We start from the raw sequence: 19854 nt of genomic DNA, 5'->3' as shown, positions 1-19854 counted from the left end.
TGAGCCCCATTCGCTGGTCGCCACGGAAGTCACCCGCTTAGGGTGCGCGCATGACGACCAGCACCGCGCTCCGCCTGGAGCAGATCACCCCTGCGAACATCGAGGCCGCCCTCGCCATACGGGTGCGCCCCGAGCAGGAGTTCGCCGTCGACCCGGTGGTGAAGTCCCTCGCCGAGGCCTACGTCCACTCCGCCAGGGCCTGGCCGCGCCTGATCCTCGACGGCGACCGTCCCGTCGGCTTCCTCATGGGCTTCTTCGACATCGACTGGTACGACGACGGAAGCGCACTGCGCTCCGGCCTGTGGCGCCTGAACATCGCCGCCGACGAGCAGGGCCGGGGCTACGGCCGCTTCGCCGTGGAGTCGGTGGCCGCCGAGATACGCCGCCGCGGCGGCAAGGAGTGCTTCGTCACCTGGCATCCCGGCGCGAACGGTCCCGAGAACTTCTACCTGCGCCTCGGCTTCCGTCCGAACGGCGAGAAGGCCGAGGAGGAGACGGTGGGTGTGCTGGAGCTGGACTAGTCAGTTCCAGTTCTTCGGGGACCGGCCCCGCTTCGTCTCCGAGCGCTGCTTCTTCTCCCGCAGCCGGCGCTCGTTGATGCCGCGCGGGATGCGGGTCGGCCGGCGGGGCCTGGGCGGGGGCGCGGTGGCCTCGGCGAGCAGGGCGGCGAGGCGTACGGCGGCGGCCTCGCGGTTGCGCCACTGGGAGCGGTGCTCGGAGGCGCGGACGGTGACGACCCCGTCGGTCAGCCGCCCGGCCAGCCGCTCCAGCGCCCGCCGCTTCCACACCTCGGGCAGGGACTCGGTCCGCGCCAGGTCGAAGCGGAGCTCCACCGCCGTGTCCGTGGTGTTGACGTGCTGCCCGCCCGGCCCCGAGGAGCGGGAGAAACGCCAGACGAGCTCGGCCTCGGGCAGCGAGACCGAGCCGCGGATGACATGGGGACCGGACATGCCGTCCATGTTCCCGTCCCCGGGCGGCCCGCGTCACCCGAATAACCGTCAGTAAAGAAAGTAAAGAGAGCTGGAACCTTGTGTACCCCTCTCCTCGTTCATGGGGGTAGCTGTAGCTTTCTTGCCGTACGTAAACGAAGGAAGGGACTCCCAACAATGGCTGTAAGCCTGTCCAAGGGTGGCAACGTCTCGCTCACCAAGGAGGCTCCGGGCCTGACCGAAGTCACCGTGGGCCTCGGCTGGGACGTCCGTACCACCACCGGCACCGACTTCGACCTCGACGCCTCCGCGATCGCGGTCAACACGCAGGGCAAGGTCTACTCCGACGCCCACTTCGTCTTCTTCAACAACAAGCAGACGCCGGACAACACCATCGTCCACACCGGTGACAACCGCACCGGCGAGGGCGCCGGCGACGACGAGGCGATCAACGTCAACCTGGCCGGCCTCCCGGCCGACATCGACAAGATCGTCTTCCCGGTCTCGATCTACGACGCCGAGAACCGTTCGCAGAACTTCGGCCAGGTGCGCAACGCGTACATCCGCATCGTCAACCAGGCCGGCGGCGCCGAGATCGCCCGCTACGACCTGTCCGAGGACGCGGCCACCGAGACCGCGATGGTCTTCGGCGAGCTCTACCGCAACGGCGCCGAGTGGAAGTTCCGCGCCGTCGGCCAGGGCTACGCCTCGGGCCTGGTGGGCATCGCCCAGGACTTCGGCGTGAACGTCTGACGTTCGCTCGCCCGTCCGTTCCGTACGAAGGCCTCCCGGTCGCGCGCCGGGGGGCCTTCGGCGTCATCGCGGCGGGGCGTCACGGCAGCAGGCGCTGCTCCTTCGCCACCGCGACCGCGCCCGCGCGGGTGTCGACGCCGAGCTTGTCGTAGATGCGGCGCAGGTGGGTCTTGACCGTGGCCTCGCTGATGAACAGGGCGCGGGCGATCTCGCGGTTGCCGAGGCCCGTGGCGAGTTGGGCCAGGATGTCGTGTTCGCGGTCGGTGAGGGAGGGGCGCGGGCTGCGCATGTTGGCCATGACCCGGCTGGCGACCGGCCCGGACAGTGCCGTGCGGCCCTGGGCGGCGGCGTGGATGGCGGCGAACAGCTCCTCGGGGCGTTCGGCCTTCAGCAGGTACCCGGTCGCGCCGGCCTCGATGGCGCGGGTGATGTCGGCGTCGGTGTCGTAGGTGGTCAGGACCAGGACGTGCGGGACGGTTCCCTGGGCTCCCGCGGTGGCGGTGAGGCGGCGGGTGGTCTCCACGCCGTCGATGCCCTCGCCGAGCTGAAGGTCCATCAGCACCACGTCCGGGGCCAGCCGCGCGGCGAGCGCGAGCGCCTCCTCGCCGGTGCCGGCCTCGCCGACCACCTCGATGCCGGGCGCGCTGTCGAGCAGGGCGAGGAGCCCGGCCCGTACGACGACGTGGTCGTCGCAGACCAGGATGCGCACGGGGGCCGGGCGGGTGTCGGCCGGATCGGTCATCGGGGTGCCTCCGAGGGGTCGGCCGGGTCGGTGCGGGGTGCCGCCAGGGGGACGGCGGCGGACACCACGGTGCCCTCGCCGGGGGCGGACTCGACGGTAAGGGTGCCACCGAGCTGACGGAGCCGGGCGTGCATGGCGGGCAGGCCGTGTCCGCGCATCCCGGCGGGGGCGTCGGGCAGCACGGCCGGGTCGAAGCCGTGCCCGTCGTCGCTGACGTCCAGGAGGACCTCGTCGTCGAGGAGGGTGAGGGTGAGCGCGGCGGTGGACGCCCCCGCGTGTTCCCGTACGTTGGCCAGGGCGCCCTGGGCGATGCGCAGCAGCGCCGACTGGACGCGGTCGGGCAGCGGTGGGACACGGGCGCCGTCGTCGACGTGGACGCGCACGGTGAGGGCGTCGCCGCTCTCCCGCACGGCCAGCGCGCGCAGCGCCGCCTCCAGACCGCCGCCGCCGGCGAGGTCGGCCGGGGCGAGGTCGTGGACGAAGCGGCGGGCCTCGGCGAGATTGTGCTCGGCGACGGAGGCGGCGCCCCGGACGTGGGTGCGGGCCTTGTCCGGGTCGGACTCCCAGACCCGCTCGGCCGCCTGGAGCAGCATCCGCTGGCTGGACAGGCCCTGGGCGAGGGTGTCGTGGATCTCCATGGACAGCCGCTGGCGTTCGGCGAGGGTGCCCTCGCGGCGCTCGGAGGCGGCGAGCTCGCGGCGGGTGCGGATCAGGTCGTCGATGAGGGCGCGCTGCCGGGCCGCCTGCCGTTCGGTGTGCAGGAACACGGCCGCCGCGATGGCGGCGACGGCGGGCGGGGCGAGCAGCAGGTTCGGGTCGAAACGCCCGGCGAGCCGGAGCTGCGCGGCGACGACGAACACCGTGAGCACGGTGACCAGCACGAGCGCCGCCCGGGCCGGCAGGGTGCGCAGGCCGGTGTAGAAGAGGGGCACCGCGCACCAGGCGAAGCTGGGCGCGAGGACGACCAGCACCATCCACACCACGACCACCAGGCCCAGCCAGGCCAGGCGCCGCCGGGTGGGCCGCTCCCCGGGACCGCTCAGCACGGGCCCGAGGACGTACAGCACTGCCAGCGCGACGGACAGGGCGATGATCCACGGTGTGCGGGGCTCGCCGGGGTGGCGCAGCAGGAAGCGGGCCAGGGCGCCGCCGAGCAGCAGGAAGAACGCCGCGTGCATGACGGCGCCGAGCCACCGGGTGTCCGTGTCGTCCGGCTTCGGCATCCGCGCCTGCCTCCTTGTCACCGTCGTGTCCTTCCGGGCCGGGCCGAGCTGCGTCTGTGTCCTTCCACGCCGGCTGCGTCTGTGTCCTTCCACGCCGAGCTGCGCTTCGACTCCCATGGTGGCCCCTGGGGAGGGCCCGCGGGTCAGCCGATCGGACGACCCCGCCGTCGCCCGTTCCGTCGCCGACGAGCAGCCGGAACGGCGACCGTGCGCCCCGGGTTCCGGACGGAGAGTGGAGAGCAGACGGACGGAAGCGGCCCCGAGGGACCTCGACGCGGACCGTCCGGCCCGAACCCGAGGAGCAGATCAGCATGCAGAAGACCCTTTCCCGGCGCGCCCGTATCGCCACCGGCGGTGCCGTCCTCGCCGCCGTCGCCGTCGGCACCTTCGGCGCGGTGTCGGCGAACGCCGCGGCCCCTCAGGCCGCCCCGGCCGCCGCTCCGATGGCCGCCGCGGACCGCGACCACACCACCACCTCCCGGCACCTGACGATCGACGCCGCGACCGAGGCGGCCCAGGCCGCGCTCGAGGCGGCCAAGAAGGAGGGCCAGCGGATCACGGTCGCCGTCGTCGACCGCAACGGCAACACGATCCTCACCATGCGCGGCGACGGCGCCGGCCCGCAGTCGTACGAGTCGGCGGTGAAGAAGGCGTACACCGCGGTCTCCTGGAACGCCCCGACCACCGAGCTGGAGGGCCGCCTGGAGAACGCCCCGAACCTGAAGGACATCCCGGGCACGCTGTTCCTCGGCGGCGGTGTCCCGGTCACCGCCGACAAGGCGCCGATCGCCGGTATCGGTGTCGCGGGCGCCCCGTCCGGCGCCCTGGACGAGAAGTTCGCGCAGGCGGGCGCCGAGGCGCTGAGCTAGTCCCGCTCCCTCGGTCCGGGTCCCTCGCCGCCTGCATCCGTGGGCGTTTCACGTGAAACGCCCCATAGGATCATGACGTGCGCCTCCCCCGTCCGCTCGTCACGATGACCGCCGTCGCCGTCGCCGCCCTCACGGCGTGCAGCGGCGACGGCGTGCACGGCACCCCGGGCGCCTCCGGCGTACGTGACCCGTACTTCCCCAAGGCGGGCAACGGCGGCTACGACATCGGCCACTACGACCTGGCCCTCGTCTACGACCCCGACACCGAGCACCTCACCGGCACGGCGACGATCACCGCCCGCGCCACCCAGGACCTGTCCGCCTTCAACCTGGACCTCAAGGGCCTGGACGTCGAGAAGGTCACCGTCGAGGGCCGGGACGCCCGCGTCAACCGGGCCGGGCAGGAACTGACGGTCCGGCCGCCCGACGAGCTCGACGACGGGGAGACCTTCCGGGTGGCCGTGCGCTACTCCGGCGACCCGGTGACGGTGACCGACCCCGACGGGTCCGAGGAGGGCTGGCTGCCCACCGAGGACGGCGCGGTCGGACTCGGTCAGCCGACGGGTTCGATGGCCTGGTACCCCGGCAGCCACCACCCCTCCGACAAGGCGACCTACGACCTCGCGGTGAGCGTGCCGGAGGGGTTCGGGGTCGTCTCCAACGGCGAGTTGACGGGCGAGGCCACCCGGGGCGGCCGTACGACGTACACCTGGCACGTCGCCGAGCCGATGTCGAGCCATGTCGCCACGGTCGCCGTCGGCGAGTGGGAGACCGACCGCTCCACCACCGGCGACGGCCTGCCCGTCCACACCGCCGTCGACCCGCAACAGGCCGACGCGAGCCGGAAGGTCCTCGAGCGGATCCCCGAGGTCATGGAGTGGGCCCAGGAGAACTTCGGGCCGTACCCCTTCTCCTCCACCGGCGCGATCGTCGACCGCGTCGAGGACGCCGGTTACGCCCTGGAGACCCAGAACCGGCCCTACTTCCCCGGCGCCCCGAACACCGTCCTGCTCGTCCACGAACTCGCGCACCAGTGGTACGGCAACTCCGTCAGCCCGAAGACGTGGCGGGACATGTGGCTCAACGAGGGCTTCGCCACCTACGCGGAGTGGCTGTGGGCGGAGGACGAGGGCGGCGACACCGCGCAGGAGACCTTCGACGCGCTCTACGAGGGGACCTACTACCCCGACGAGGACGCGAACGACTCGGTCTGGGCGTTCCCGCCCGCCGACCCGCCCGACGCGAAGGCCATCTCCGCGAGCCCCGTCTACCAGCGCGGCGCGATGGTCCTGCACAAGATCCGCCAGACGGTCGGCGACGACGCCTTCTGGTCCCTCCTGAAGGGCTGGGCCGCCGCCCACCGCCACGGCAACGCGGACACGGAGGACTTCACGGCGTTCGTGGAGAAGGCGGCCCCGGACGAGGACTTCACGGAGGTCTGGGAGGAATGGCTGTACGGGGACGGCAGGCCGGAGAAGCCCTGAGCCGCCGGCCGTGGGGCACCGCCCCTGTGAGACACCGGCCCTCCCCTCGGCTCACTCTCCGGGTGCCCCCGGTGCCTCGAACGCGTCGAGCAGTCGGGCCAGGTCCGGTGGCCAGAGGGGCTCGGGGGCCTCGGCGAGTTCCTTCCGGGTCCACCAGCGCCAGGTGAGGATGCCGTCGGCCGCGTGGGCGGCGGCGAGGTGGGGGCCGGTGGGTTCGCGACGGGGGCCCCGGGCGACGTAGATGTGCTCGTGCTGGCGGACGGGGCCGACGGTGAGGTGGGTGAAGTCGTGTTCCCAGGTGCACAGCAGCGGGCCCGGGTCCAGGTCGGTCCAGCCGGTCTCCTCGCGCACTTCGCGCAGGGCGCCCTCGCGGGGGCTCTCGTCCGCCTCGATGCCGCCGCCGGGCATCGCCCAGTACACGCCGACCTCGACGTTGTCGTAGCGGAAGAGGAAGACCGCGCCCTCGGGGTCGAGGACGGCGACGCGGGCGGCGCGGCGCGGGGTGCGCGGGGGGCGGCCCGGCGGTTCTTCCAGCGGTTTGCGCAGCACCGTGCAGGGGCGGTCGAGGCTCAGGTCGCGGCGGTGGTCGACGGCCGTGTAGCCGAGGGCGGTCCAGAAGGCGAGTCCGTCGGTGTTGCCGTCGAGGACGGCGAGCCGTACGGCGGTCCGGCCCGCGGCCCGGAAGCGGTCCTCGACGAGGGACGCGAGGCGCCTGCCGTACCCCTGCCGTCGCAGGCCCGCGTCCACCATCAGCAGCCCGATCCAGGGATCGGGGTCGGCCGGGTCGGGGTGCCGGGCGAGGGTGACCGCGACCCCGACCAGCCGGCCCGCGTCCCTCGCGAGCAGCACTTCGGCGCCCGGCCGTGCCAACTCGTCGGCCAGCGCCGCCGCCACCTGCTCCGGCCGGATGTCGTCCGGGTCCGGGAAGTCGCCGCTGAGCGCGTGGAAGGCGCGGTTCGCGGCGTAGAGGGCGGTGAGCTCGGTGAGGAGCGGGCCCGGGATGTCGTGGTCGGGGGTGAGGTGGAGCGGGCTGAGGATCACGGGGGCAACCTATCCGGCCGTCGTCGTCGCCATGTCGGGGCCGGCCGCGTCCGCCCGGCGCTCAGACGGCCCCGGTGGCGCGCTTGCGCTGGAGCGAGGTGAGCCGGGAGACGTAGAGCACGGCGAGTACCGCGCTCACGACGGCGAAGACGTTGCCCGACTGGGCGTTGAGGATGATCCCCATGGCATCGTCGGCGGTCTCGGCCTCGTCCCAGCTCCGGTAGGCGCTCAGCTCTGTCGCGAGCTGGGCGAGCCAGAGCCACCACCAGGTGTGCATCAGCCACCGTCCGGCGCCCTTCGGACGGCCGGTCGTCGCCGTCCAGATGTCGTTGGCGATCTGCTTGGGCATGAACACGTTGACGACGGGGATGAACCAGGAGCCCACCGCCAGACCGGGGCTGTAGCGGATGCGGCCCGGCGCGAAGGCCTCGGCGTTCTGCCGCATGCGACGGAACCAGCACACCCACAGGACCGCCACCACGACGAGCAGCAGCAGGTCCAGGACCTCGGCCACAAAATTCATGATCCGCAGCGAATCGAAGTCGTCGTCGGTGGGCGACGAACCGGGCCGCCCGTCGAGCTGGGTGTAGACCTCCATGAGGACGTTGAACTGGAACAGTGCCGGCAGCGTGAACAGCACGAGGAAGACGTTCAGCGCCGTGGCGAGCGACTTCACCGGGCGCGCGGGCGGCGGGGCGTACGGCGAGGGGGTGGCGGGGCCCGGTGCGGAGTACGGCGACGGCTGGGCGACGGCCGGCCCCGCCGCGAACGGGGCGGGGCTCTGCCACGGGGGCGTCGACGGACTGTACGGGGAGGGCGGCGGGCCGAAGCCCGCGACGGGCGCCGCGACCGGAACCCGGTCCTCCGGGTCCTCGCTGTCCAGGAGTTGTACGGCGTGCCGGCCCAGCTCGGCCAGCACCTCGCCGGGCAGCCACGCCCGGCCCGGCGCGGCGTCCGCGTCCGCCATGTCCTCGATCGACGTCAGCAGCTCGTCGAGGGTGGGGCGCTTGTCGGGATCCTTGACCAGGCAGGCCGCGACGACGCCCTGCCAGGGCTCGGGCACCCCGGTCAGGTCCGCCTCCTCGGTCGCGATGCGGAAGAGCAGGGAGTGCAGCCCGCCCTCGTCGGTGCCGAAGGGCATCCGGCCCGTCGCCGCGTAGGCCAGCACCGCACCGAGGCAGAAGACGTCACTCGCGTACGACACCTTCTCGCCGCGCACCTGCTCGGGCGACATGAAGCCGGGCGACCCCACGACGGCGCCGGCCTTGGTGAGCCCCTCGGCGGACTGCGTGGACGCGTCCAGGGCGCGGGCGATGCCGAAGTCGATGACGCGGGGGCCGTCGATCGTGACCAGGACGTTGGAGGGCTTGAGGTCGCGGTGCACGAGGCCGGCGCCGTGGATGGCCCCCAGCGCCCGCACCAGGCCCGCCGCCAGCACCCGCAGGGTGGAGGGGGGCAGTGGGCCGTACTGCCGGTCGACGACCTCGGCGAGCGAGGGCCCGGCGACGTAGCCGGTGGCGACCCATGGCGTCGCCGCCTCGGTGTCGGCGTCCAGCACGGGCGCGGTCCACTCGCCGCCGACCCGCTGGGCGGCCTTCACCTCCTGCGCGAAGCGCCGCCGGAAGTCCGGCATGCGGGCCAGGTCCTCCCGGACGGTCTTGACGGCCACCGTCCGGCCCCGGTCGGAGCGCGCCAGGTACACCCGGCCCATGCCGCCCTCACCGAGCCTGCCGAGCAACCGGTACCTGCCGATCCGTTCGGGATCGTCCGGAATCAACCCGTCCATGCCTGCTCCCTCTCCCCCGGCGACACCTTGCGCACCGGGATTGTGGACGAGGATAGAGACAGGAGGTGACAGCGGAAAACCCGGTGCTCCTGGGGCAGTTGAGCCGTTCCCCGCCGTCGGCCACCACCGTGGGCACGGCGCACGGCACCTGTACGCGGGCGTGGACGTGAACGTGGACGTGACACCATCACCTGCGTGCTCGACATCGGCTACGCCCTCTCCACCCGCTTCCCCGACCCCCCGCAGACCGACTACCGCCGCGCGGACGTCCGCGCGCTGCGGCACGACCTGTTCTGCGGGGACGTCTATCTCGCCGACACCAAGGCGGACCGGGAGATCTCCACAGCCTGGGGATGGGTGCCGGTGCTCGACTTCGCCTGGGCGCTGTGCGACATCGTGGAGCACGTCGACCGGGACCCGGCGGGCTCCCGGGCCGCCCGGCCGCAGCACGCGGAGCTGGACTTCACCGAGTCCACCGACCGGCTGCTCTTCGAGCGCCGCTTCGGCTGGGTCGACATCGAGGCGGAGTGGCTGCCGGCGGACGAGGCCCCGCTGTCCTTCTCCCACACCGAACTGCGCCGCGAGGCCCGCGACTTCCTGCACGACCTGATCGCCGACCTCACCGACCTGCACGAGGACCTGGCGGACAACCCGGCGATCTGGACCCTCCAGGCCCGCTTCCCGCGCATCTCGTCAACGACCCGGGACTAAAGGTTCCTCGCAACAATCTGCTGAAGAGGCTCCGGGCTCCTACTCCCCCGCCAGCACCCGCACCCCCAGCTCCGCCGCCAGCACCGGGGCCAGGTCCAGGAGCTGGGCCGGGCTGATCACCGCGCCCGACAGGCGGTCCACGCCGCGGGCCAGGTCCAGCGGGGCGGCGCCGCGCAGGTCGACGTCCGTGAGGGTGGCCGCGCTGAGGTCGGCCCCCTTCAGGGCGCAGTCCACGAACTCGACCCGCTCCAGGCGGGCGCCCCCGAAGTCCGGCTCGACCAGGACGCAGCCCTCGAAGACGACGTCCTTGAGCCGGGCCCGGCGCAGGTTCAGGTAGTCGATCTTGCCGCCGCGGATCACGACCCGCTCCAGCACGGCACCGTGCAACTGGACGCCGCCCAGGCGGGCGTCGACCAGCTCGACGTCGCGCAACGTGGCCTCGGCAAGCTGCGTGCCGACACCCCGGACGCCGGTGAGGACCGAGTCGAGCAGCCGGGCCCGGCGCAGCGACGCCTCGTCCCACGCGCAGTCCGTCAGCGCGCAGTCCATGAAGCGGGCGCCCGCGCCGTCCTGACCGGCGAAGTCCGTCTCCCGGAACTCCAGCCCGTCGTAGTCCCCGTCCGGCTCCAGCCCTCCGCCGTCGTACGGCTCCAGGGGCGGCAGCCGCAGCTCGGGGCGCCGCGCCGCCCGCACCGTCGTCGTACCGCCGCCGCCCGCCGCTCTCCTCGCCATGCCCCCATGCTGCACCCCACCACTGACAACGGGCCCTGACCTGCGGAAACGACGTCCCTTCCCGCTCGATGTCACATTCCGGGGTCCCGGTTCCGTCGTACTCGCAGACAGGCATCGCGCAAGGCGACCTCGACCCCAGGGAGAACCCAGCCATGCACCGCATCACCGTCATCGGCGGCGGCTTCGCCGGACTGACCGCGGCCATCACCGCCGCCGAGGCGGGCGCCAAGGTGACCGTCCACGAGGCGCACCACACGCTCGGCGGACGGGCCCGGACGGCCGACGGCCCCTACCGGACCAACGACGGCCCGCACGCCCTCTACAACGGCGGCCCGCACTGGGCCTGGCTCGAGCGGCGCGATCTGATCGGGCCCCTCGCGCCGCTCCCGCCCCTGGAGGGGGCGCGGTTGCGGCTGCGGTACAAGGGCGTGCTGCGCCGCACCCCGCCCTTCGCCATGCTCAAGCTGCTGCGCCGGGACCCCGCGAAGGCGCCCGTCGACACCGACTTCCTGACCTGGGCGACCGGCATCGTGGGCGAGGAGGGCGCCCGCGCCGCCGCCCACTACTGCGCCGTCGCCCTCTTCCACCACGACCCCGGGTCGCTGTCCGCCGCGTTCGTGCAGGAACGCCTGCGCCGGGCCACCAAGCTGCCGCCCGAGGCGCACTATCCGCGCGGCGGCTGGTCCGGGGTGATCGAGCGGATGGCCGCCCTGGCCTGGAACCTCGGCGTCCGGGTGGAGACCCTCTCCCGTGTCGACGCCGTGCCGACCGACACCCCGGTCGTCGTCGCCACCTCCCTGGACGCCGCCCGCCGTCTGCTGGACGACCCCGCGCTGACCTGGCCGAGCGGGCGCACCACCCTGGTCGACCTCGCGGTGCGGACCCGGCGCGGTGACGCGTTCGCGGTCTCCGACCTGGACGCGCCGGGGTGGATCGAACGGTTCACGGCCCAGGACCGCACGCTCGCACCGGCCGGCGAGCAGCTGATCCAGGGGCAGCTCCCCCTCGCGCCCCACGGGTCGAAGGCCGACGGCGTCGCCCGTGCCGAGCAGCTCCTCGACCTCGGCTTCCCCGGCTGGCGCGAGCGCCTCACCTGGCGACGGGAGGCCGTCGCGAACGGCCGTACCGGCGCCGTCGACCTGCCCGGCACCACCTGGCGCGACCGGCCCGCCGTCGACCGCGGCGACGGGGTCTACCTCGCCGGCGACCAAGTGGCCGCGCCCGGTCTGCTGTCGGAGGTCTCCTTCAACAGCGCCCTGACAGCGGTGTCCCTCGCGCTCGGCCGGCGAGAGCTTGACCTCAAGCATGCTTGAGGTCGTTGAGTGGGGCCCAGACAGTCCGCCTCACCCTGGGGGTCCCATGCGCGCCATCCGTCTGCACGCCTTCGGTCCGGCCGAGAACCTCGTCCTCGAGGAGGTCGAGGACCCGCGGCCGGGCCCGGGCCAGGTCCGTGTCGCCGTCCGCGCGGCGGGCGTCCACCTCCTGGACACCGCCCTGCGCGAAGGCGTCCAGGGCCCCTCCCCCGAGCTGCCCGCCCTGCCCACCGTCCCCGGCCGCGAGGTCGCCGGGGTCGTCGAGTCCCTCGGCGAGGGCACGCCCGCCGACTGGCTCGGCAGGCGCGTCGTCGTCCACCTCGGCTTCGCACCCGGCGGCTACGCCGAACTCGCCGTCGCCGACCACGCGCGCCTGCACGAGATCCCCGGGGACCTGGACTTCGCCGAGGCCGTCGCCATGATCGGTACGGGGCGTACGACGATGGGGATCCTCCAGTTCGCCGACCTCGGCCCCGACTCCGTGGCCGTGGTCCCGGCCGCCGCCGGCGGCATCGGCACCCTGCTGGTGCAGTACGCGAGGAACGCCGGCGCCACCGTGATCGGTCTCGCCGGCGGCCCGGAGAAGGTCGCCCGCGTCGCCGCGAACGGCGCCGACCTGGCCGTCGACTACCGGGACCCCGAGTGGCCCGCCAAGGTCCGCGCCCACCTGGGCGGCCGTACGGCGTCCGTCGTCTTCGACGGTGTGGGCGGGGACGTCGCCCGCGAGGCCGTAGCGCTGTTGGGTCCCGACGGCAGGCACCTGGTGTTCGGCTGGTCGGGGAAGGGGCTGCACGACGGCGCCCCGTACCTCGTGGACGGGGTCTCCCAGCAGGTGCTCGGCCCGGTGATGATGGAGCGGGCCGGCGGCCCCGATCCCGTACGCACCCTCGAACTGCGGGCCCTCGCCGAGGCGGCCGAGGGCCGGCTCGCCCCGGCCGTGCACCGCTTCCCGCTCGCCGCGGCCACCGCCGCACACCGGGCGCTGGAGACCCGGGGGACGACCGGGAAGGTGGTCCTGGAGCCATGAGGACGGGGGTGACGGCCGGGGTGGCGATCGGCGGAACAGGATGCGATACGCCCCGAATCATGGTGTTCTGGCCAGATGAGTGGCACCCGGACAGGTGAGCCGGCCGCGCCCACGGACGTCGACCCCCGCCGCTGGTGGGGGCTGATGGTGATCGCCCTGGCCCAGCTGATGGTCGTCCTCGACGCGACCATCGTGAACATCGCGCTGCCGTCGGCACAGCGCGACCTGGGCATGTCCGACGGCAACCGCCAGTGGGTGATCACCGCGTACACCCTCGCCTTCGGCGGCCTGCTGCTGCTCGGCGGCCGGATCGCGGACCTCGTGGGGCGCAAACGCACCTTCGCCATCGGGCTGATCGGCTTCGCCGCCGCCTCCGCGATCGGCGGCGCGGCCACCACCTCGGCGATGCTGTTCGGCGCCCGGGCGCTGCAGGGCGTCTTCGCCGCCGTCCTCGCGCCGTCCGCGCTGTCGCTGCTGACGACCACGTTCACCGACCCGAGGGAACGCGGGAAGGCCTTCGGCATCTACGGCGCGCTGGCCGGCAGTGGCGCCGCGGTCGGTTTCATCGTCGGCGGGGTGCTCACGGAGTACCTGAACTGGCGCTGGTGCCTGTACGTCAACGTGCCCATCGCCGTCGTCGCCGTGATCGGCGCGTTCACCCTGCTGCACGACCGCCCCGGAAACACCGGCGCCCGCCTCGACGTGCCCGGGGTGCTCCTGGGCTGCGGCGGACTGGTCGCCCTCGTCTACGGCTTCAGCGAGGCGCAGCCCCGCGGCTGGACCGACCCGCTGGTGCTGGCGATGTTCGCCACGGGCATCGTCCTCCTGACGGTCTTCGTGTGGTGGCAGGCCCGGGCCGCGAGCCCCCTGCTGCCGCTGCACGTCGTCCGCGACCGCAACCGCGCCGGCTGCTTCCTGACGATGATGCTGGCCGTCATCGGCATGTACGGGCTGTTCCTGTTCATGACCTACTACCTCCAGGTCATCCTCAACTACTCCCCCCTGAGGACCGGCCTGGCGTTCCTGCCGATGACGGTGTCGATCGTGCTCGTCTCCACCCAGTTCTCGGCCCGGATGCTGCGCCGGGTGGGCCCGCGCATGCTGATGGTCCCCGGCATGCTCCTCGCCGCCGCCGGCATGGTGTTCCTCACCCGAATGACCGTGCACTCGCACTACACCACCGACATCCTGCCCGCGCTGATCCTGATGGGCATCGGCATGGGCCTGACCTTCATGCCGGTCTTCTCCACGGCCACCGCCGGGGTCGCCCCGCGGGACTCCGGCGTGACCTCCGCGACGGTCAACACCTCGCAGCAGGTGGGCGGTTCCATCGGCACGGCGCTGCTCAACACCATCGCCACCAGCACCAGCGCGACCTACATCACCTCCCACCTCACCGATCCGTCCCGGCTGGAGTCCGTCGTCCGGGAGGGCATCGTCCACGGCTACACGGTCGCCATCTGGCTGGCCGCCGGCATCATGCTGCTGGCGGGCCTGGTCGCGGGCCTGATGGTGACGGCCAAGGCCCCGGAACACGGCGCCCCGGCCGACCGGCCGGTGCCGGAACCGGTGGCCTAGGGGGAAGCGGCCCCGCCGTCCGCGGGGCCCCGGAGGCGTCCGGCGCGCGGCAAGCGTCCGGTGTGCGCCCGGCGTGCGTCAGCCCCGGCCCGCCACCCGGTCCGCCACCCGCGCCAGCCGGGACGACCGGGCGCCGTGGCTCGTGCGTTCGCGCCGGTCGGCCTCGCGGTAGACGGCGTACATGCCCTGGACGCCGAGCCAGCGCAGCGGCTCCGGTTCCCAGCGGCGCACCCGGTGGTTGACCCACGGCAGGTCGGTGAGGTCGGTGCGGCCGCCCTGTCCCGCGTCCTGCAGGACCAGGTCGCACAGGGTGCGGGCGGCGAGGTTGGCGGTGGCGACGCCGGAGCCGACGTAGCCGCCCGCCCAGCCGAGGCCCGTCGAACGGTCCAGGGTGACGGTCGCGCACCAGTCGCGGGGCACGCCCAGCACTCCCGACCAGGCGTGCTCGATCCGCAGCCCGGCGAGGGAGGGGAAGAAGCGGACCAGGATCTCGCGCAGCGCCTCCACGGTCGCCGCCTGCGTGGTGCCGTCGTTGTCGGTGCGGGAGCCGAAGCGGTACGGCACTCCGCGCCCGCCCAGCGCGATCCGGCCGTCGGCGGTGCGCTGGGCGTACATGTAGGCGTGCGCCATGTCGCCGAGGGTCTGGCGGTCCGCCCAGCCGACCGCCTCCCACTGCGCGTCGGTCAGCGGCTCGGTGGCGATCATCGAGGAGTTCATGGGCAGCCAGGTCCGCCGCTGGCCCTTGAGGGAGGCGGTGAAGCCCTCGGTGCAGCGCAGGACGTGGGGCGCGCGGACGGTGCCGTACGGGGTGACCGCGTGCCGGGGCCGGATCTCCGTGACCGGCGTCGACTCGTGGATCGTCACGCCGAGGCGCTCGACGGCCGCCGCCAGCCCCTTCACCAGCTTGACCGGGTGCAGCCGGGCGCCGTGCGGGGTCCACGTCGAGCCGACCGCGCCCGCGACCCTGATCCGTTCGGCCGTCTCCCGGGCGCCGTACAGCTCCCGGTCCTTCTCGCCGAAGGCCAGCTCGGCCTCGTGGAACGCCTTCAGCCGGGCCGCCTGCGCGGGCGTGCACGCCACTTCGAGCACCCCGCCCTTGTGGACGTCGGCGTCGATGCCCTCGGCCTCGGCGGCGCGGATCACCTCGTCGACGGTGTGGTTCATCGCCCGTTGCAGCCGCACCGCGGCCTCGTGGCCGTGCAGCCTGGCGTAGCGGTCCCGGCCCGCGATGCCGTTGTAGAGCCAGCCGCCGTTGCGTCCGGAGGCTCCGTAGCCGCAGAACTTCTGTTCCAGGACGGTGATCCGCAGGAAGGGTGCCGCCTGCTTCAGGTAGTACGCGGTCCACAGCCCGGTGTATCCGCCGCCGACGATCACCACGTCGGCCGACGCGTCACCGGCGAGCGGCTCGCGCACCGTCGCGGGCAGACCGTCGTCCGCGTACCAGAAGGAGATGCCACCGTTGACGACGCCGTCGCTCGACCTGCTCATGGGCAGGACGTTAACCCTGGTGAGAGGCGCCTGTCTGCTTCGGATTCCGTGGAATTTCCGGGGCCTCGGTGGGTCGGGGGGCCGTGGGCGCCGCGATAACCGCGTGCCCGTGCCGCCGTACGCCGGTAGCGTCACCCGACGTGATCGAGGTTCCGGACGCACTCGCGGCATCCCAGGCGAAGTACAACGGAGCGGCGGGCCGCGCCTTCATCGACGCGCTGCCCGAGGTGGCGGCCGGCTTCCTGGACCGCTGGGGGCTGCGCCTCGACGGGCCGTCGATGCACGGCTGGGCGGCCCTGGTGCTGCCCGTCGTACGGCGCCGGGACGACACCCCGGCCGTGCTCAAGCTGCAGATCCTCGACGCGGAGACCGAGGGCGAGCCCGTGGCCCTGCGGCTGTGGGACGGTGACGGGGCGGTACGGCTGCTCGACCACGACGCGGCCACCGGCACCATGCTCCTGGAGCGCCTCGACCCGGCCCGCATGCTCAGCCACGTCGAGGACTCCCGCGAGGCCGTCCTCGTCATCGCCCGGCTGCTGGCGCACCTGACCTCGGCCCCCGCCCCGCCCGGCCTGCGCCGGCTCGGCGACATCGCGCGGGGCATGCTGGAGCGGACGCCGCGGGCCCTCGAACGCATCGCGGACCCGGCGGACCGGCGCCTGGTCGCCGACTGCGCCGCCGCCGTGCGCGAGGTCGCCGACGAACCCGGCGACCGGCTGCTGCACTGGGACCTGCACTACGAGAACGTCCTCGCCGCGGACCGCGCCCCCTGGCTCGCCATCGACCCCAAGCCGCTGGCCGGCGACCCCGGCTTCGACCTGCTGCCCGCCCTGGACAACCGCTACGACCCCGGCGAGACCCAGTGGCGCTTCGACGCCCTGACCGACGTCCTGGGGCTGGACCGGGAGCGGGCCCGCGCCTGGTCACTGGGCCGCGTCCTGCAGAACTCCCTGTGGAACGTCGAGGACGGCGACCCGCTGGAGGAGGAGCAACTGGCGATCGGGCGGCTCCTGCGGAAGCCGTGAGCCGGCCGGTGCCGTCGCACGGACCCCACGCCCGCGTCCGGCGAGGTTCAATCCTGGCAGCTGTGGCGGACCGGTGGGGGGCGGTGGTGCCGGGCCGGTTCGCGGGTCTGCTGAAGGGCGGCGGGCAGTTCCGTCCGCCGGCGTATGCGGAGCTTGCGGTACGTGCTGGTCAGATGGGTCTCCACGGTGCGGCGGGCCAGGTGCAGCAGCTCGGCGATCTCGGTGTTGGTCCGGCCGTCGGCGGCCAGTTCGGCGATACGGCGTTCGCTGCCGGTCAGTGCCCCGGAGCCGGAGGCGGCCGTCACCGGCCCCCGGGCGCCGCTCTCGCGCAGGGCCTGCTCGGCGAGCGCGAGCAGCCGCAGGGCGCCCTTGCGCTCGGCCACGTCCGCCGCCTCCCGCAGACACGCGCGGGCGCGGCCGCGTTCACCGGCGGCAAGGAGCTGACGGCCCTGGGCGAACAGCGCCGGCGCCAGCTCCACGTCGGTGTCGACGGGCGCGTCCCGCAGGACCCGTACGGCCTCCTCGGCCAGCTCCAGGCCGCGCCGCCCGCCGGTCGCGGTGCCCAGCACGCGCAGGGCGCGGCCCACCGTGCGCGGGGTGTTCCACACCCGGGCCAGCCGCAGTTCCTCCGTGGCCAGGGCCAGCGCCTCCTGACCGCCGCCCAGCGCCAGACGGCACTCGGCGATCGCCGTCCGCCACGGGGTGACGACCGGGCTGACCACCTCGCGGGCCGACTGGCGCCGTCCGCACTCCAGGAAGTCGTGGAGCGCGCCCGCCCGGTCGCCGGTGGCGGCCCGCAGCACGCCCCGCGCGTACAGGAAGCGGTTCAGCTCCCAGTTCTCCGCCACCTCGCGCAGGTCGAACCGGTCGGCGAACCGCTGGGCCTCGTCGACGCGGCCGGTGTGGACGAGGGCCATCAGGGCGTGGGCATCCAGGTTGGAGGGCCCGGTGCGCGGACGGGCCTGGTCCCCCGCCGGGCCGGCGCCGGGCTCGGCGGGGAGCAGGCGGGCGTAGTCGCCGCGGGCCCCCGCGATGTCGGCGCGGGTGTTGAGGAGCGCGTGGTGCATGGGGTGGAGCAGCGCGGGGTGCTGTCCGGCCAGACCCCGCTCCACGAGCCGGTCCGCCTCGTCGAGTTCGTCGGCCCACTGGGCGACCGCGGCAGCCGTACCCAGCAGGAACGGCTCGGCGAGCGGGTCGGTGGGCTGGGCGAGCAGCGCCCGTACCCGCGTCATCGCCTCCTGCGCCGAGATCAGCCCGGCCGTGGACGCGTAGCGCACGAGCAGGGCCTGCCCGGCGGTGCCGACCAGCTCGGGGGACTGCTCGCCGGCCTCGCACAGCGACCGGTACACCTCGCGCCGGGTCGCCAGGTCCTCGTCGGACAGCAGGGCGCCGGCGGTCTGCACGGTGCGGGTCAGGTCCGGATGCCCGGACAGCCGGCCCTCGGTGCGGCGCAGCACCTCCATGGCCGTACGGATCTCGCCGCGGCCGGCGAGCGCGGTACCGAGGGCGACGGCCGTACGCACCCGGTTGCGGGGGTCGGCCGGCAGGTGCTGGGCCTCGGCGAGGCGGGCGATGGCCGCCGGGGCGTCGGCGGACGCGTACTCCAGGGAGCCCAGTTCGGTCAGCAGCCGCTGGCGGAGGTCGTCGCGCAGCGGCTCGTCCAGCGCCCGGCGCAGATAGCCGACGGCGTCGGCGGGCCGGGCGTCGTGCACGGCGACCGTGACCGCGTCCCGCAGGACGCGCAGCGCCCAGGGCTGTCCGACGGCCGGGGTCCGCAGCAGGTGCCGGGCGACCGCCTCGACCCGGTCGCCCCGGCGCAGCATCGCCTCCGCCGCCGCCCGGTGCGCCGCCTCCCGGCGGGGCCGGGGCCAGCCGGTGAGGACGGCGTCGCGCAGCAGCGGGTGCGCGTAGCGGGGGCGGCCGGTGGCGTCGGGGCGCAGCAGACCGAGCCGGGTCATGGCGGCGAGCCAGCCGGCGACCCGGGCGGGGTCGGCGTCGGCCGCCTCGGCGAGGAGGTCGTGGGGGTCCCCCGGCTCGGGGGAGGCCGAGGACGGGCGCAGGTCACCGCCGACCGTCGCACCGGTACGGCCGGGGTCCGCCGGGTCGGCCTCCGCGGTCCCCGGCCACGCCTGTTCCAGTGCCGCGAGGCACCGCGCCACGTCGGCCGTGGCGGGTCCGGCACTGTTCAGCCACCAGGAGACGGCCGCCGGATAGGTGCCCGGGTACAGCGCGGCGCAGGTGTCGGGCAGGGGCGGGACGCCGGCGGGCGCGGCACCGCCCTGCCGCGGGGTGCCGCCGAGGTCGTCGAGCAGGGCGTGCAGCAGCAGCGGGCTGCCGGCGCCGGCCCGGACGCACTGGGCCGTCCAGTGCGGTCCGGCCGTGGGGAAGGCGGCCCGGACCAGTCCGGCCGCCGCCGCGTCGCTGAGCGGGGCGAGGGTGTGGGTGCGCACGAGGGAGGGCGACAGGGCCTGGGTGAGTCCGGCGGGCCGCGGCTCGATGTCGTACTGGCTGCGCTCGGTGACCACCATCAGGACCGGTAACCCGTCGACGCGCCGGGCCGCCTCGACCAGCCAGCGGCGCGAGGGTCCGTCGGCGAGGTGGACGTCGTCCACGGCCACCAGCAGCGGGCGTTCGGCCGCGTACGAGCGCAGCAGCCGCCACAGCCGGGCCGCGCTGCCGCGGTCGTCGTCGCCGGGTGCCATGTCGGCGAACTCCGGGACGGTGCCCAGGAGGTGAAGGACCGTGGCGAAGGGCACCCCGGTGTCCTCGGGCGAGCAGCGGACGCGCAGCACCCGCAGGCCGCGGTCCGCGGCGTGCCGGGCGGCGGCCTCCAGTACGGCGGTCCGGCCGGTGCCGGTGGCGCCGCGCAGCAGGACGAGGCCGCCGGTGCCGACCCGGGCGCGCTCGGTCTCGGCCGTGAGCAGCGCCAGGGCGTCGTCGCGTTCGCGGAGCGGTCCGGTCATCGGTGCCTCCTGTGGTGGATGATGCTCCCCCGGCCTGTGAGACGTACGGATGCGGACGATGGTGGTGTGACGTGGCCCACCCCGGGGCACGGAGTACCACGGACCGGCCGGTCGCTGTGGTGATGCTCACGGTGGTGAGCAGACGGCGTCACGGTCCCGCCCGCCGTTGCGCGGGGCCCTGCTGACCTGC

Annotated in this window: 17 protein-coding genes; 9 read left to right on the top strand and 8 right to left on the bottom strand. The window is 74.1% G+C overall.

The window, feature by feature from the left end; all coding sequences use genetic code 11:
* Positions 1–50 precede the first annotated feature (50 nt).
* Positions 51–521 carry a GNAT family N-acetyltransferase gene (locus tag ACIGO6_RS16540; RefSeq protein WP_399876236.1) on the top strand — a complete coding sequence of 157 codons (471 nt, stop codon included), beginning with the start codon at positions 51–53 and terminating at the stop codon, positions 519–521.
* Here the strand turns inward: ACIGO6_RS16540 and arfB are convergent, their stop codons facing one another.
* Complete coding sequence (gene arfB / locus ACIGO6_RS16535; protein WP_399876234.1) at positions 522–959, bottom strand: alternative ribosome rescue aminoacyl-tRNA hydrolase ArfB; 438 nt, start codon at positions 957–959, stop codon at positions 522–524.
* Between the two features lie 147 nt (positions 960–1106).
* Here arfB and ACIGO6_RS16530 point away from each other — a divergent pair, with 147 nt between their 5' ends.
* Positions 1107–1682 (top strand): TerD family protein, encoded by a 576-nt coding sequence (locus ACIGO6_RS16530; RefSeq protein ID WP_030191275.1) that lies wholly within the window; start codon positions 1107–1109, stop codon positions 1680–1682.
* Between the two features lie 79 nt (positions 1683–1761).
* Here ACIGO6_RS16530 and ACIGO6_RS16525 read toward each other — a convergent pair whose 3' ends face one another.
* Complete coding sequence (locus ACIGO6_RS16525; RefSeq protein WP_399876230.1) at positions 1762–2424, bottom strand: response regulator; 663 nt, start codon at positions 2422–2424, stop codon at positions 1762–1764.
* The gene (locus tag ACIGO6_RS16520; protein WP_399876227.1) at positions 2421–3647 is read right to left on the bottom strand and encodes a sensor histidine kinase; all 1227 of its coding nucleotides are present in this window, start codon (positions 3645–3647) and stop codon (positions 2421–2423) included. The genes ACIGO6_RS16525 and ACIGO6_RS16520 overlap by 4 nt, the downstream gene beginning before the upstream one ends.
* A gap of 311 nt (positions 3648–3958) precedes the next feature.
* Between ACIGO6_RS16520 and ACIGO6_RS16515 the strand changes: the two genes are divergently transcribed.
* Positions 3959–4516 (top strand): heme-binding protein, encoded by a 558-nt coding sequence (locus ACIGO6_RS16515; protein ID WP_399876225.1) that lies wholly within the window; start codon positions 3959–3961, stop codon positions 4514–4516.
* A gap of 104 nt (positions 4517–4620) precedes the next feature.
* Positions 4621–6000 carry a M1 family metallopeptidase gene (locus tag ACIGO6_RS16510; protein ID WP_399877001.1) on the top strand — a complete coding sequence of 460 codons (1380 nt, stop codon included), beginning with the start codon at positions 4621–4623 and terminating at the stop codon, positions 5998–6000.
* 51 nt (positions 6001–6051) lie between these two features.
* Here ACIGO6_RS16510 and ACIGO6_RS16505 read toward each other — a convergent pair whose 3' ends face one another.
* Together ACIGO6_RS16505 and ACIGO6_RS16500 are read right to left on the bottom strand one after the other, a co-directional pair.
* Positions 6052–7041 (bottom strand): GNAT family N-acetyltransferase, encoded by a 990-nt coding sequence (locus ACIGO6_RS16505; RefSeq protein WP_399876224.1) that lies wholly within the window; start codon positions 7039–7041, stop codon positions 6052–6054.
* A 61-nt stretch (positions 7042–7102) separates the two neighbouring features.
* Positions 7103–8827 (bottom strand): DUF4328 domain-containing protein, encoded by a 1725-nt coding sequence (locus ACIGO6_RS16500; RefSeq protein WP_399876222.1) that lies wholly within the window; start codon positions 8825–8827, stop codon positions 7103–7105.
* Between the two features lie 195 nt (positions 8828–9022).
* Between ACIGO6_RS16500 and ACIGO6_RS16495 the strand changes: the two genes are divergently transcribed.
* Positions 9023–9538 (top strand): hypothetical protein, encoded by a 516-nt coding sequence (locus tag ACIGO6_RS16495; RefSeq protein ID WP_399876219.1) that lies wholly within the window; start codon positions 9023–9025, stop codon positions 9536–9538.
* Positions 9539–9577: 39 nt separating this feature from the next.
* Here ACIGO6_RS16495 and ACIGO6_RS16490 read toward each other — a convergent pair whose 3' ends face one another.
* Positions 9578–10270 (bottom strand): pentapeptide repeat-containing protein, encoded by a 693-nt coding sequence (locus ACIGO6_RS16490; RefSeq protein WP_399876217.1) that lies wholly within the window; start codon positions 10268–10270, stop codon positions 9578–9580.
* A gap of 152 nt (positions 10271–10422) precedes the next feature.
* Here ACIGO6_RS16490 and ACIGO6_RS16485 point away from each other — a divergent pair, with 152 nt between their 5' ends.
* The 3 genes from ACIGO6_RS16485 to ACIGO6_RS16475 all read left to right on the top strand — a co-directional run bounded on the left by ACIGO6_RS16485 (position 10423) and on the right by ACIGO6_RS16475 (position 14188).
* A complete protein-coding gene (locus ACIGO6_RS16485; protein WP_399876214.1) occupies positions 10423–11583 on the top strand; it encodes an NAD(P)-binding protein in 1161 nt (386 codons plus the stop codon).
* Positions 11584–11629: 46 nt separating this feature from the next.
* Positions 11630–12610, top strand: coding sequence for a zinc-binding dehydrogenase (locus tag ACIGO6_RS16480; RefSeq protein ID WP_399876211.1), 981 nt, complete (start codon positions 11630–11632; stop codon positions 12608–12610).
* Between the two features lie 75 nt (positions 12611–12685).
* Positions 12686–14188 (top strand): MFS transporter, encoded by a 1503-nt coding sequence (locus ACIGO6_RS16475; protein ID WP_399876208.1) that lies wholly within the window; start codon positions 12686–12688, stop codon positions 14186–14188.
* A gap of 78 nt (positions 14189–14266) precedes the next feature.
* Here ACIGO6_RS16475 and ACIGO6_RS16470 read toward each other — a convergent pair whose 3' ends face one another.
* Entirely contained in the window at positions 14267–15676 is a 1410-nt protein-coding gene (locus tag ACIGO6_RS16470; protein WP_399876205.1) for an NAD(P)/FAD-dependent oxidoreductase, read from the bottom strand.
* 140 nt (positions 15677–15816) lie between these two features.
* On the opposite strand from ACIGO6_RS16470, the gene ACIGO6_RS16465 reads away from it, so the two are divergent.
* Positions 15817–16701, top strand: coding sequence for an aminoglycoside phosphotransferase family protein (locus tag ACIGO6_RS16465; RefSeq protein WP_399876203.1), 885 nt, complete (start codon positions 15817–15819; stop codon positions 16699–16701).
* Between the two features lie 47 nt (positions 16702–16748).
* Here the strand turns inward: ACIGO6_RS16465 and ACIGO6_RS16460 are convergent, their stop codons facing one another.
* Entirely contained in the window at positions 16749–19664 is a 2916-nt protein-coding gene (locus ACIGO6_RS16460) for an AAA family ATPase (protein ID WP_399876201.1), read from the bottom strand.
* Positions 19665–19854: the final 190 nt, after the last annotated feature.

Origin of the sequence: Streptomyces sp. NPDC053750 (genome assembly GCF_044544295.1) — a bacterium.
Classification (GTDB): Bacteria; Actinomycetota; Actinomycetes; order Streptomycetales; family Streptomycetaceae; genus Streptomyces.
Note: the sequence above shows the minus strand (reverse complement) of the source record. Positions and strands in the feature narration are given on the sequence as shown.

What these genes read in the sequence shown, in the direction of transcription:
- ACIGO6_RS16540 (WP_399876236.1), top strand. Translation starts at nt 51, where the DNA reads ATGACGACCAGCACCGCGCTCCGCCTGGAGCAGATCACCCCTGCGAAC.
- arfB (WP_399876234.1), bottom strand. Translation starts at nt 959, where the DNA reads ATGGACGGCATGTCCGGTCCCCATGTCATCCGCGGCTCGGTCTCGCTG.
- ACIGO6_RS16530 (WP_030191275.1), top strand. Translation starts at nt 1,107, where the DNA reads ATGGCTGTAAGCCTGTCCAAGGGTGGCAACGTCTCGCTCACCAAGGAG.
- ACIGO6_RS16525 (WP_399876230.1), bottom strand. Translation starts at nt 2,424, where the DNA reads ATGACCGATCCGGCCGACACCCGCCCGGCCCCCGTGCGCATCCTGGTC.
- ACIGO6_RS16520 (WP_399876227.1), bottom strand. Translation starts at nt 3,647, where the DNA reads ATGCCGAAGCCGGACGACACGGACACCCGGTGGCTCGGCGCCGTCATG.
- ACIGO6_RS16515 (WP_399876225.1), top strand. Translation starts at nt 3,959, where the DNA reads ATGCAGAAGACCCTTTCCCGGCGCGCCCGTATCGCCACCGGCGGTGCC.
- ACIGO6_RS16510 (WP_399877001.1), top strand. Translation starts at nt 4,621, where the DNA reads ATGACCGCCGTCGCCGTCGCCGCCCTCACGGCGTGCAGCGGCGACGGC.
- ACIGO6_RS16500 (WP_399876222.1), bottom strand. Translation starts at nt 8,827, where the DNA reads ATGGACGGGTTGATTCCGGACGATCCCGAACGGATCGGCAGGTACCGG.
- ACIGO6_RS16490 (WP_399876217.1), bottom strand. Translation starts at nt 10,270, where the DNA reads ATGGCGAGGAGAGCGGCGGGCGGCGGCGGTACGACGACGGTGCGGGCG.
- ACIGO6_RS16485 (WP_399876214.1), top strand. Translation starts at nt 10,423, where the DNA reads ATGCACCGCATCACCGTCATCGGCGGCGGCTTCGCCGGACTGACCGCG.
- ACIGO6_RS16480 (WP_399876211.1), top strand. Translation starts at nt 11,630, where the DNA reads ATGCGCGCCATCCGTCTGCACGCCTTCGGTCCGGCCGAGAACCTCGTC.
- ACIGO6_RS16475 (WP_399876208.1), top strand. Translation starts at nt 12,686, where the DNA reads ATGAGTGGCACCCGGACAGGTGAGCCGGCCGCGCCCACGGACGTCGAC.
- ACIGO6_RS16470 (WP_399876205.1), bottom strand. Translation starts at nt 15,676, where the DNA reads ATGAGCAGGTCGAGCGACGGCGTCGTCAACGGTGGCATCTCCTTCTGG.
- ACIGO6_RS16460 (WP_399876201.1), bottom strand. Translation starts at nt 19,664, where the DNA reads ATGACCGGACCGCTCCGCGAACGCGACGACGCCCTGGCGCTGCTCACG.